Raw genomic sequence first — 11,644 nt, 5'->3', positions numbered from 1 at the left:
ACCAGGAGGGCGAGGTCGGTGGCCGACGGGGTGATGGAGAACGTCGGCAGGTCGGGAGAGACCTCATCGAAGACAAGTCGTGACCGCTCGGGGTCGGCCGCTGAGGCCGGGTCGCGGAGCGCGCGGGGGATGACGCCGGGCCCCGCCTCGTCGCTGCGCGGCACGACGGCGGCGTGCCGCTCGCCCGCCTCGAGCGCCTCGAGCATGGTGGCGACGGCACCCGGCGCGGGCTCGGCCCCCGCCCGCAGCACCAGGAGATGCCGGCCCGGCTCGAGGGAGCGGGCCGCCGCGTTGGCCCGGGCGACGGCGTCGGGACCCGGCTCGAGCACGAGCGCGAGCACGCCTGTCTCCTCCGGGTCCATCGCTTCGCGCCTATCCGTAGCTTCCTGAGTCTGGCCGCGCAGGGAACGCGGCACGAGCGTCAGATTCAATGATTATGGTCGATCGACAGGGTACTCCTCCAAATCGACGGGTGTTGAGACGAGCGTCCCACAGCGGTGAAGCCCGCGATTGGCTACACTCGCAGGGTGCAATTCCGCGAACTGAGCATCCCAGACAGCTACGAGATCACGCCGAAGCAGTTCGGCGACGACCGGGGCGTCTTCCTCGAGTGGTACCGCTTCGACAAGCTCGAGGCCGAGATCGGGCATTCGATCGACCTCGCGCAGGCGAACACGAGCGTCTCCAAGCGCGGTGTCGTGCGCGGCATCCACTTCGCCGACATCCCGCCGTCGCAGGCCAAGTACGTCACGGCCACCCACGGCGCCGTGCTCGACTTCGTGATCGACATCCGGGTGGGCTCGCCCACCTTCGGGCAGTGGGACTCGGTGCTGCTCGACGACAAGGACCGCAAGGGCATCTACCTCGCCGAGGGCCTCGGCCACGCCTTCGTGGCGCTCACCGACGACGCCACGGTCTCCTACCTCGTCACGAGCACCTTCGCCGCCGAGCGCGAGCACGGCATCAACCCCCTCGACGAGGAGGTCGCCCTGGTGTTCCCCGCGGCGGCGGGCGAGCTGCTGCTGTCGCCGAAGGACACCGACGCGCCGAGCCTCTCCGAGGCCGCCGCCTCGGGCCTCCTCCCCACCTGGGACGAGGCGAAGGCGTTCTACGCCTCGCTCAACGAGAAGGGCCGCTGACATGCGCGGAATCATCCTGGCGGGCGGCTCCGGCACGCGGCTCTGGCCGATCACCAAGGGCATCTCGAAGCAGCTCATGCCCATCTACGACAAGCCGATGGTCTACTACCCCCTCTCGACGCTCATGATGGCGGGCATCAACGAGATCCTCATCATCACGACCCCGGAGTACAACGAGCAGTTCCGGGCGCTGCTGGGCGACGGCAGCGAGCTCGGCATCCGTCTCGAGTACGCGGTGCAGCCCTCGCCCGACGGTCTCGCCCAGGCGTTCATCATCGGCGAGGAGTTCATCGGCGACGAGTCGGTGGCCCTCGTGCTCGGCGACAACATCTTCCACGGCGTGGGCCTGGGTTCCTCGCTCCGCGCCAACGGCGAGATCGAGGGCGCCCGGATCTTCGCCTACCACGTGGCCGAGCCCCGCGCCTACGGCGTGGTCGAGTTCGACGACGACTTCAAGGCGCTCTCGATCGAGGAGAAGCCGGCCGAGCCGAAGTCGAACTACGCCGTCCCCGGCCTCTACTTCTACGACAACGACGTAGTGGAGATCGCGAAGTCGATCGAGCCCTCCGCTCGCGGCGAGCTCGAGATCTCCACGGTCAACGAGCGCTACCTCGAGCGCGGCGACCTGCAGGTGCAGGTGCTCGACCGGGGTACGGCCTGGCTCGACACGGGGACCTTCGAGTCGATGATGCAGCCTCGGAGTACGTGCGCGTGATCGAAGACCGTCAGGGCTTCAAGATCGGCTGCATCGAGGAGATCGCCTGGCGCGCCGGCTGGATCGACACTCCGCAGCTCGCCAAGCTCGCGGCCCCGCTCGTGAAGAGCGGCTACGGCTCCTACCTCGAGACGCTGATCGCCGACTCCCAGTCCTGACCGGAGGCGCTCCGGCGTCTTCGACGCGCTGGACCGGCTGCGCCCTGCACGACACCCGTGGCCGTACCGTGGTGAGGTGCGCAACAGGATCTCGACCCTCGCGGTGACCATGCTCGTGATCGCCGGCGTGCTCGGCACCGCCGGAGCCGTGTCGGCCGAGACGATCGAGCCGCCGGTGCCCGCGGAGGCGCCGGCCGCCGAGACCCCCTCGACCGCCGAGCCCACCCCCGAGCAGATCGACCCCGAGGTCGAGCCGGAGGTCGTCGCGCCCGACCCGGCCACCACCGAGCTGCCGCGCTTCACCGCTCCCGCTCCTGCCGACTTCGCGGCCAGGGCCGCCGAGCTGCCCGCCGACCTCGGCGAGGCCGTGGCGCGCGACCTCGAGGCCACGCCCGAGGAGTACCTGGCGCGCACCGACGCCGCCCTGCAGGCGGGCGTCGTGGTCGAGGCCCTCTCGAGCCGCGTCGACGTTCTGGGATCGCGCCTCGACGGCACGCAGCTCGTGGTGAACGTCGCCGACGACGAGGCAGCCGCCCTCGTCGAGAGCACCGGCGCCACGGCCGAGCTCGGCGCCCCCACCGTGCCGGACTACTCCGGCGTGCGCCTCGAGGCGATGGCCGACCTCCTCGGCGGCCAGGCGTTCCAGTTCCTCGCCGCCGGAGCCACCCACGTCTGCTCGACCGGCTTCGTGGGCCGCTACGGACCGTATCCGCAGGTGCAGTTCATCACCTCGGGGCACTGCATCGAGCCCGACCGTCAGAGCGGCACCTACTACTACGAGTCGAAGCAGGCCCGGGCGGGGTCGGCCCCCTCGCGCGGCTCGATCATCGGCGCGCCCATCGAGTCGCTCTTCCGCTTCGGCGGCGGCTCCGACGTGGGCGTCGTCGGCGTCTCCGACGAGTGGACCCCCACGAAGAAGGTCGGCACCTGGGGCGGCTCCCAGGGCGCCCTCACCGACGGCAACCCCGTGACCGTCACCGACATGGCCACCGGAGTCGTCGGCTCGCCCGTCTGCAAGTCGGGCCGCACGACCGGCTGGACCTGCGGCACCATCCTCGTCATGAACGAGTCCTACCCCGTCTACAACCGCTCGGGCACGCCGCAGTACGTCAACCTCACCCTCACCGACGTCTGCATGCTCCCGGGCGACAGCGGGTCGTCGGCGCTCATCGGCTCCGCGGCGTTCGGCCTCGGCACGGCCGGCACCTTCACCGACTCGTGCAGCAACCAGCCGGATGCCATCACCGCGTTCTTCCCGATGATCACGTCCAACGGCACCAAGAGCGTCTCGAACACCGTTCCCGACTGGGAGCTCTCGGTGGCGGTGAACACGCCCACCGTCGTGCGCCCGTCGTTCGTGGGCGACACGATCCGGGGGACCCTGCCGGGGGCCGGCCCCCGCCACCGCGTGCTCGTGACGATCGACAGCAACGCCTACTACGTCACGCCGAACGCATCCGGTGACTGGTCGCTGCCGATCCCGGCCGCGCTGCAGACGGGGCGGCACACCTTCACGGTGGCGGGGCGCTGGGGCTCGTTCTCGTCGTCGTCGGTCATCTCGGACAGCTACCAGCTGCGCGCCCGGCCGGCCGTGGAGCGCGTCGACGGCGTCAACCGCTACACGGTGGCCCTCACCATCTCCCAGCGCGCCTACCCGGCCGGCAGCACCGCACCCACGGTCTACCTCGCCACGGGCGCGAACTACCCGGATGCCCTGAGCGCCGTGCCCGCCGCGGTCAAGGGCAACGCACCGCTCCTCTTGACCCCCACCGAGCGGCTGCTGCCCGAGGTGGCGGCCGAGATCAGGCGACTGAAGCCCGCGACGATCGTGGTGGTGGGCGGGCCGGTCTCGGTCTCCGACGCCGTCGTCGCCGAGCTCCGCCCGCTCGCCGCGACGGTCGACCGCATCTCGGGCTCCGACCGCTACGAGGCCTCGCGCGCGGTGGCCCGGTACGCGTTCGGCACGGCTGCGCGCAGCTACGTGGCGACCGGCACGAACTTCCCGGACGCCCTCTCGGCGGGTTCGGCGGCGGGTTCGGCGGGCGTGCCCATCACCCTCGTCTACGGCCCCACGGCGACGGCCGATGCGGCCACGATCTCGCACTTCCGCACCCTCCAGACCTCGAGGATCACGATCGCGGGAGGGCCCAACTCGGTCTCGCCCGGCGTGGGGACGGCGCTCCGCGACCAGATCCCGGCCGCGGTCGAGCGCCTCTCCGGCACCGATCGCTTCACGGCCTCCCTCGCCATCAACCGCGCCGCCTACTCGGCGAGCTCGGTGGTCTACCTTGCGACGGGCTTCAACTACCCCGATGCGCTGGCCGGCGGCGTGCTCGCGGCCAAGGGCAAGGCGCCGCTCTACATGGTGCCCACGGACTGCGTGCCCCGCGGCGTGATCGACGACATCGCGACGCTCAAGGCCACGAAGGTGGTGCTGCTCGGCGGCCCGAACTCGCTGAACGCCTCCGTGGGCTCGCTCTCGGCGTGCAGCTTCTGACACGTCACCTCGGTGGTTCCCCCGTAGCAGCCCGGTGAAACTCGACATATCCCTGAAACACTCCTCCGTGTAGCCTGAGCGTGCTGGTCGCTTCTGTCTATCCGTCGGGGAGATGTCATGAGTCGCAGCACACGAGTTGTGCCGTACTGGGTGTACGCGGTGGTCATCGCCGTGGCGGCCCTCGTCATGCCCATCGGGTCGGTCGCGGCAGGGCCCGCTCCGGCGGCTCACGCTGCGGCGGAGGAGGACAGGGTCCTCGCGCTGGTCAACGCCCACCGGGTGAACGCGAGCCTGCCGCAGCTCTCCCGCGACGCCACGATCGAAGCCGCGGCCGAGGAGTGGGCGGCGTGGATGGGCACGCTCGAGAACCCGCTCACCCACAGCAGCCGCGAGTGGCGCGCCTCGCGCATGCCCCCGGGCTGGAACGCCAACGGCGAGAACATCGCCTACGGCTACCGCACGGCCGACGAGGTGATGGACGGCTGGATGAACTCGCCCGGCCACCGCGCCAACATCCTCTCCGGTTCCTTCACCCGCATCGGCATCGGCTACGTGAACACCGCCAAGGGCGCGATGTGGGTGCAGATCTTCGGCGGCTACGCGGGAGACACGGCGCCTCAGCCCCAGCCGCTGCCGCTCGGCCCGACCCCCACCCCCACCATCGGCGGCCTCGCCGAGGTCGGCGGCACGCTCACGGTGTCGACCGGCACGTGGGGGCCTGGTCAGGTCTCGCTCGCCTACCAGTGGAACGTCTCGAACCAGCCGGTCCCCGGGGCCACGGGAACGACCTTCCTGCCCGACCAGACGACGGTGGGCAAGCAGGTGTCGGTGACGGTCACCGGATCCCGGCCCGGCTACGTCACCGCGTCGATGACGAGCGGATCGACCCCCCAGGTGACGACCCCGTTCGCGGTGGCCAGGGTGAGCGGGCCCGACCGCTACTCCGTCTCGGTCGCGATCGCTCAGCAGGGGTTCCCGGACCGCGCCTCCGTGGTCTACCTCGCCACCGGCGCCAACTACCCCGATGCCCTTTCGGCGGGCCCGGCGGCGGCGGTCCAGAACGCGCCCCTCCTCCTCACCCGCTCCGACTCCGTGCCGCCCGCCGTCGACGCCGAGATCCAGTCGCTCGCGCCGCAGCGCATCGTGATCGTGGGCGGAACCGCCTCGATCTCGCAGGCCGTGGAGGACCGGATGCGCCAGCTCGCCCCCGAGGTCGTGCGGCTCTCGGGGCCGGATCGCTTCGCCGCCTCCCGGGCCATCGTGGACTACGCGTTCACGGCGCCCGGCGCCGCCCGCGCCTACGTGGCGACGGGCCTCAATTTCCCCGACGCCCTCGCCGCCGGGGGAGCGGGCGGTCACACGAAGAGCCCTGTGCTGCTCGTGAACGGCACGGCCGGGGGCACGGATGCTCCCACGAACGCGACCCTCACCGGGCTGCGCGTCCAGCGCATCACGATCGCGGGCGGCCCGAACTCCGTCTCCGGCGGCGTGCAGACCTCGCTGCAGATGGTCGCGCCCGTGGAGCGGATCTCGGGCGGCAACCGCTACGAGGCGGCCGCGAACATCAACCTCGCCGCCTACACCTCGGCCACCAAGGCCTACCTGGCCACGGGCACGACGTTCCCGGACGCCCTCTCGGGCTCCGCGCTCTCGGGCCGCGAGGGCGCGCCGCTCTTCGTGGTGCCGACCGACTGCGTGCCACGTCAGGTGATCGGGGCGCTCCGCAGCCTCGGGGTGAGCGACGTCGTGCTGATCGGCGGGCCGAACTCCATGAACGCCGCGGTGCAGAACCTCACGGCGTGCGGCTGGTGACCTGCAGGTAGCGGTAGAACTCCCGCTTGAGGTCGCCGAGCGACCAGTGCTGGTTGGTCTCGTGCAGCACGAACTCGATCTCCACGGGGAGCTTCGCGAGGGCGTAGCCGCGCGAGCGGGCGAAGTGGGTGAACCACAGGTCGTCGAGCATCCAGTAGCGCTGGGGGAGCGCGGTGAAGAACTCGTCGTCGAGGAAGAGGTCGGAGCTGCAGATCGACCCGCCGGGGCCCAGGTGGTCGACGGGCCCGCCCACCACGGCGGGCTGGCGGTCGAAGTAGTCGTCGGAGGCCACGGTGAACGCCCACCAGCCGTGTACGGTGCGGGGCTCGTGCACGGCGAGGGCCGTGGAGACGAAGGTGGGCTCGATGTCCTCGTCGTCGTCGATCACGATGATCGGCTGCGTGGAGACCTTCGCGAGCACCCTGGCCCAGTAGAAGCGGGCGATGGAACCGAGGTTGTAGGGCGTCCTGACGATGCGTACGGACTGCACGGCCCCCGAGGGGCGCCAGTCGCGGAGCTGCTCCAGGTAGAACGCGTGGTCGGCCTTGTTGTTGTTCCAGAGGTGCACGGCGACGGGCGGCGCATCCGTCTGCCCGTCGAGCAGGTCGAGCATGGGGACGAGTCGTTCCGGGCGGTTCCAGAGGCACATCAGCACGGCGACCTCGGTGCCGTCGGCCGGGCGGTGCACGAAGTCGGTGGAGCGGAAGCGGCCGGCCAGCAGGCGCCGGCGGATCAGGGATTTCGCGGCCCGTTCTAGTGGAGCGAGGAGGGGCATCCGATCATTCTACCGAGGCTTCGCGGAGCCACCGGAGGGTCGCGTCGAGGCCTTCGGCGAGCGGCACGGGCCGGAGCTCGGGGAAGAGCTCGGCGAGCCTGGCGCCCTCGGCCTGGGAGTGCAGCACGTCGCCCGGGCGGGCCTCGGTGTGCCTTCGTTCGAGGGGGTGGCCGATCGCGGCCTCGATCAGAGCGATGAGCTCGACGAGGCTCGTGCGCTCGCCGAACCCGAGGTCGACCGGCGCATCGGATGCGACGCCGCGGCGGACGGCATCGGCGATGACCTCGCAGACCGAGGCCACGTAGGTGAAGTCGCGCGACTGCTCGCCGGTGCCGTGCACCTCGAGCGGGCGGCCCGCCAGGGCCGCGTCGAGGAACGCGGGCACCACCGCGGGGTAGGCCGTGCCGGGCTGCTGGTGCGGGCCGAACACGTTGAAGAAGCGCAGCGCGAGCACCGGCAGGCCGTAGGCGCGCTGCCAGGTGAGCGCATAGCTCTCGGCGGCGAGCTTTCCCGCGGCGTAGGGGCTCTCGGTGCGCGGCAGCATGTCCTCCCGCTTGGGCAGGGCGTCGGAGCTGCCGTAGACCGAGGAGGACGACGCCACCACCACGTGCCGGGCGCCGGCTTGACGAGCCGCCTCGAGCACGGCGACGGTGCCGGTGACGTTGACCTCGTGCACGTGCAGCGGGTTCTCGATCGACTCCTGCACCGAGGCCACGGCCGCGAGGTGCACGACGGCGTCGGCACCCTCGGTGGCGCGCTTCAGCGCGTCCGGGTCGAGCACCGAGCCCCGGATGACCCGCACCGGCAGCCCGGCCAGTCGCGACGGGTGGGAGGCCGAGAAGTCGTCGAGCACCACGAGCTCGGGGCGTTCGGCGCCGGCGGGAGCCTCGCTGAACGCGCGGCAGAGGTTGGTGCCGATGAAGCCCGCGCCGCCCGTGATGACGACCCGCACGTCAGCCGCTCCAGCGCGACAGGGCGCCCCGCACCCGGCGTGGGAGGGCGAGCGCGGTGCTCGCGCTGTCTCGCACCGTGCGCTCGACCCGGTTGATCTTGCGGTTGCGCTGCGCCTCGAGCTCCTGCGAGGCGTCGAAGAGCACGGAGTTCAGTCGTTCGATGCGACGCTCGGCGGCTTCCACGGCACGCTCGAGGTCGTTGATGCGGCGGTCGCGGCGATCGATCTCGACCTGCCGGAGGTCGGAGATGGTGGAGGTGAAGATCTTGCTCGCGCGCTCTTCGGAGAGCGCGGCCAGAAGGTACGACGGCTCGGCGCGATCCTGGGCCCGCCCGATCGCGGCGCGGATGAGCGGCTCGGTCTCGGCGGCGCGCACCTCGAAGGTGTGCCGTTCGCGCACGACCGCCGAGAGCTCGTCGGTGCGCGCGGTGAAGGCGTCGCGGTCGTGGCCGAACCGCTCGACGACCTCGACGAGGTCCTCGGCGCCCGAGTAGGTCGGCACCGCACCGAGACCGAGCTCGTCGAGACCGGCGCGCGTGTTGGTCACCGGCAGGGCGCCCGCCGAGATCGACTCGAACAGCCGGCTGTTCTGGTTGCCGTAGACGGCGGCCTGGTCGATGACGTCGTCGAGCACCACGAGGCTGCGGCGGTAGACGTCGGGCAGCCCGAAGTAGCTGATCCGCCCGGCGTGCGCCACGTGGCTCACGGCCGCGCCGTCGCCCTGCTCGCCGAACAGGGTGACATCCACCCGGGCACCGAGGTCGCCGAGCACCGAGTGGATGCGCCGCGGTGTTCCCCAGTGGTTGACCGAGCTGACCACGCTGAGGCCGCGCCGGCCCTCGGTGGGGGAGAAGAGCTCGGCGTCGGCCGCGATCGGCACCACGTCGACGGCACGCCCGTAGGCCGCGGCGAGAACCTCGGCCGAGGCCGAGGAGGAGGACCAGACGGCGTCGAACTCGCGGAGGAAGGGCTGCTCGAGCCAGGTCTCGGTCCAGTTGCGCACCCACGCGATGCGCGCGGCGTGCGCCGGCACCAGGCCCGGCACGAACGACTCGAGCATCGAGATGACGGCGTCGACGCCGTCGAGGCGCTCCCCCCACTGCGACATCGGCCAGAGCCGCACGCCCCAGCCGAGGCGCGCGAGGTACTTGGCGAGCCCCAGGGCCACGAACAGGTCGCCACGGCCGGCGTCGAGGTCGTCGGTCGAGACCGCGAAGGCGATGCGTCCGGCGTGGCCGTCCGTGTGCTGCCCGGCCACGATCTCGTCGTAGAGGTCGCGCTGCCGGTCGTCGATCACGGGGGGCCGTTCGTACTCCACGGTCACAGGCTCCTTCCGCCGGGCGGCGTCGCCCCGGGTCGGTCGGCGTCGCGGACATCCAGACTACCGGCGCGGCCTGGGCGGAGGCTCATCGGGCGCGCCGGGCGACGATCCTGGATCGCACGCTCAGGCCCGCCGAGAGGGCGGTGCGCACGGGCCAGAGAAGGGGGCCCGCGTACTTCTTGCCGAGGAAGCGCTTGGCGCTGTCGTGATGGGCCGCGAGCATGCGGGCCGACTCCCCGCCCGTCGTCGAGTGCGCCCCGGTGTGCAGCACCTCGGCAGCCGGCTCGTAGAGGTTCCGCCAGCCGTGGGTGCCGAGGCGGTAGCCCAGATCGACGTCCTCGAAGTACATGAAGTAGCCGGTGTCGAAGCCGCCGAGCTGGTCGAACGCCCGGCGGCGGATGAGGAAGCAGGCGCCCGACAGCCAGCCGGCGTCGCGGCGCACGGGCTCCGAGCCCACGGCGATGCGGTAGGAGCGGGTCCACGGGTTGGTCGGCCACACCGACGAGAAGAGCGCGTGCCCGATGCCGTTGCGGATGGAGGGGACCGCCCTGGCCGACGGGTAGGCGCTGCCGTCGCGCTCCACGATCTTGGGGCCCACGGCGCCGACGTCGTCGAACTCGCCGAGGGTGTCCGCGAGGGTGTCGAGCGACCCGGGGCCGAGCACGACGTCGGGGTTCGAGACGAGCACGTGGTCGATGCCCTCTGGCAGCTGGGCCACGACCGTGTTGACCGCGTGCCCGTAGCCGAGGTTGCCGCTCATGGGCAGGTAGTGCGCTCCGTGCTCGGCGGCGAGAGCCTCGATGCGGGGGCGCCCGGGAGACTCCGGCTTGTTGTCGGCGATCCAGACCGAGACCTCGGCGGCCGTGGCCGCGGGAGCGACCGAGGCGAGGAACGGCCCCAGCACCGTCGCGGAGTCGAAGCTCACCGTCACCACGGCGATCCGGGCGCTCACGCGAGCACCACCGCCCCCGCGGCCGCGTAGGCGTCGAGATGCACCTGGGCGCACGCGGCCCAGGTGAAGTCCTCGGCGCGCCGGGCGGCGGCCGCACCGAGCTCGGCCCGGCGGGGAGCGTCGGCGAGCAGCTCGTCGAGCGCGCCCGCGAGCGAGTCGGCGTCGGGCTCGGAGTAGGCCACGGCGTCGCCGCCGACCTCGGGGATGGAGAGCCGCCGGGTGGTGAGCACCGCAGCTCCGCACGCCATGGCCTCGAGCACAGGCAGGCCGAAGCCCTCGCCGAGACTCGGGTAGGCCACCACGCGAGCCCCGCCGAGGAACGCGGGCAGCTCGTCGAGCGGGAGGTAGCCGGCCTCGATCACACCGTCGGCGGGCGTGAGGGCGTCGAGCCGCTGCGCGGCCTCTTCGTCCCAGCCCCGCGAGCCCGAGAGCACGAGCGGCGGCACGGGCGCGGAGCTCGAGGCCCGCAGGGCCGCGTGGGCCTCGAGCAGCGCAGGCACGTTCTTGCGCGGCTCGATCGTGCCGAGGAAGCCGATCCAGCCGAGCGACTCGTCGAGGCCGTGCTCGCGCGCGAACGCCGTGACGGCATCCGGTCGGGGCACGCCGAAGACGGCGGTGTCGACACCCAGGTAGGCCACGAAGAGCTCGCCCCGGGGGGAGCGCACGCTCGCGCGGACGGCGTCGGCCGTGGCGCGGCTCGGCGTGAGGAGGGCTGCGGCCCGCCTCGCGGCCCGCTTCGTCCACCACGTGAAGAACGTGCGCTTGAGGCGTGAGTGCACCTCGGGGTCGGTGAAGAAGGTCGCGTCGTGCAGCGTGACCACGGAGGCCGGGCCGCCGGCGACGAGCGGCAGCGTGTAGTGCGGCGAGTGGATGACGCGGACGCCGAGGCGCCGCGCGAGGCGGGGCAGGCCCACCTGCTCCCAGGCGAAGCGGGCCGGTCGCGCCGCGATGGAGGCGGGCGCCGAGTGGTAGTCGTGCCCGGGAGCCGCCTCGCGGAGCCGTCGCAGATCGCGGGGCTTCGCCACGACGTGGATCGAGACGCCCAGCTCGCCGAGGCCGCCGAGCACGCCCTGGATGTAGCGCGCGACGCCGCCCCAGTTCGGCGGCAGCGAGGTCGCGTCGAAGAGAACGGGTATCTGGGGGCTCACCGATAGTCCTTCTGAGGCCGATTTCGAGCAACCTCGATCATACCCGTGGGCACGCGGCTCACTCGTCGACGAGCAGCGCGGCCACCGCGGCCCGCGGCACCACGGCCGAGCGGTCGAGGCGGCGGCGCTCGCCGAGAGCGGCGGGGAGGCGGCGGAGCGCGGCGCCGAGCGAGCG

8 protein-coding genes and 2 pseudogenes are annotated in these 11,644 nt (G+C 72.0%); 4 read left to right on the top strand and 6 right to left on the bottom strand.

Going from position 1 to position 11,644, the window contains the following annotated elements:
* Positions 1-362, bottom strand: a pseudogene (locus tag Q0D57_RS17585) (hypothetical protein); the annotation flags it as partial.
* A gap of 165 nt (positions 363-527) precedes the next feature.
* On the opposite strand from Q0D57_RS17585, the gene rfbC reads away from it, so the two are divergent.
* From rfbC to Q0D57_RS17565, 4 genes and pseudogenes are all read left to right on the top strand, one after another.
* Positions 528-1,139: a dTDP-4-dehydrorhamnose 3,5-epimerase gene (gene rfbC, locus Q0D57_RS17580; protein WP_291046486.1), complete on the top strand. Its 612-nt coding sequence runs from the start codon at positions 528-530 to the stop codon at positions 1,137-1,139.
* 1 nt (position 1,140) lies between these two features.
* Positions 1,141-2,012 (top strand): annotated as a pseudogene (gene rfbA, locus Q0D57_RS17575) (glucose-1-phosphate thymidylyltransferase RfbA).
* Between the two features lie 76 nt (positions 2,013-2,088).
* The gene (locus Q0D57_RS17570; RefSeq protein ID WP_291046485.1) at positions 2,089-4,509 is read left to right on the top strand and encodes a cell wall-binding repeat-containing protein; all 2,421 of its coding nucleotides are present in this window, start codon (positions 2,089-2,091) and stop codon (positions 4,507-4,509) included.
* Between the two features lie 117 nt (positions 4,510-4,626).
* Complete coding sequence (locus Q0D57_RS17565) at positions 4,627-6,321, top strand: cell wall-binding repeat-containing protein (RefSeq protein ID WP_291046483.1); 1,695 nt, start codon at positions 4,627-4,629, stop codon at positions 6,319-6,321.
* Here the strand turns inward: Q0D57_RS17565 and Q0D57_RS17560 are convergent.
* From Q0D57_RS17560 to Q0D57_RS17540, 5 genes are all read right to left on the bottom strand, one after another.
* Entirely contained in the window at positions 6,302-7,096 is a 795-nt protein-coding gene (locus tag Q0D57_RS17560) for a hypothetical protein (RefSeq protein ID WP_291046481.1), read from the bottom strand. The genes Q0D57_RS17565 and Q0D57_RS17560 overlap by 20 nt on opposite strands.
* Positions 7,097-7,100: 4 nt before the next feature.
* Positions 7,101-8,048, bottom strand: a complete 948-nt coding sequence (locus Q0D57_RS17555) for an NAD-dependent epimerase/dehydratase family protein (RefSeq protein WP_291046479.1) — start codon at positions 8,046-8,048, stop codon at positions 7,101-7,103.
* 1 nt (position 8,049) lies between these two features.
* The gene (locus Q0D57_RS17550; RefSeq protein WP_291046477.1) at positions 8,050-9,372 is read right to left on the bottom strand and encodes a glycosyltransferase; all 1,323 of its coding nucleotides are present in this window, start codon (positions 9,370-9,372) and stop codon (positions 8,050-8,052) included.
* An 82-nt stretch (positions 9,373-9,454) separates the two neighbouring features.
* Positions 9,455-10,321, bottom strand: coding sequence for a glycosyltransferase family 2 protein (locus Q0D57_RS17545; RefSeq protein WP_291046475.1), 867 nt, complete (start codon positions 10,319-10,321; stop codon positions 9,455-9,457).
* The gene (locus tag Q0D57_RS17540) at positions 10,318-11,469 is read right to left on the bottom strand and encodes a glycosyltransferase family 1 protein (RefSeq protein WP_291046473.1); all 1,152 of its coding nucleotides are present in this window, start codon (positions 11,467-11,469) and stop codon (positions 10,318-10,320) included. Before Q0D57_RS17540 ends, Q0D57_RS17545 begins: the two co-directional genes overlap by 4 nt.
* Positions 11,470-11,644 lie beyond the last annotated feature (175 nt).

This window comes from Herbiconiux sp. (genome assembly GCF_023264895.1).
Classification (GTDB): domain Bacteria; phylum Actinomycetota; class Actinomycetes; order Actinomycetales; family Microbacteriaceae; genus Herbiconiux.
The sequence above is the reverse complement of the archived record's forward strand: the minus strand, read 5'-3'. Positions and strand labels throughout refer to the sequence as shown.

What these genes read in the sequence shown, in the direction of transcription:
- Q0D57_RS17560 (WP_291046481.1), bottom strand. Translation starts at nt 7,096, where the DNA reads ATGCCCCTCCTCGCTCCACTAGAACGGGCCGCGAAATCCCTGATCCGC.
- Q0D57_RS17565 (WP_291046483.1), top strand. Translation starts at nt 4,627, where the DNA reads ATGAGTCGCAGCACACGAGTTGTGCCGTACTGGGTGTACGCGGTGGTC.